The 426-nt window shown below is 75.6% G+C and carries 1 protein-coding gene and 1 pseudogene; both read left to right on the top strand.

The annotated features are described in order from the left end of the window. A pseudogene (locus AC1DYG_RS19975) lies at positions 1–169 on the top strand (RluA family pseudouridine synthase); the annotation flags it as partial. Beyond that, positions 162–426: hypothetical protein (locus tag AC1DYG_RS19970; RefSeq protein WP_477641582.1), on the top strand; the 265-nt coding region annotated here is incomplete at its 3' end. The pseudogene AC1DYG_RS19975 and the gene AC1DYG_RS19970, both read left to right, overlap by 8 nt.

Raw genomic sequence — 426 nt, 5'->3', positions numbered from 1 at the left:
GACCTACGGCGCCGACCCGCGGCTCGCGGAGCGGCTCGGTCTCGAGCGGCAGTGGCTGCACGCCCGGCAGCTCGGCTTCGCGCACCCGGCGGCCGGCCGGTGGATCGAGATCACCAGCGAGTACCCGAAGGACCTCCAGCACGCCCTCGAAGTACTGCGGCGTGCGTGACCGGACGCGGTCGGCGGCGACCGCCGGCTGCGTCCTTGCGCTGGTGGCGCTCGTGGTGGTGCTCGGCGTGCTGAACCCGCCACAACGCCCGCCCGTCGCCACGGACCGGCTCGGCCCGGACTCCGGCGAACCGGTGGCGCAGTACCTGGACCGGGCCGCGGCCGGCCTCGCCGACCTGGACACGGGCACCGCCACCGCCGAGCACTGGGCGCTGGTGTCGTTGACGACCGAACGCACGGCACCCGACGCCTACCGGC

Source organism: Pedococcus sp. P1_H8, from assembly GCF_056405175.1.
Note: the sequence above shows the minus strand (reverse complement) of the source record. Positions and strands in the feature narration are given on the sequence as shown.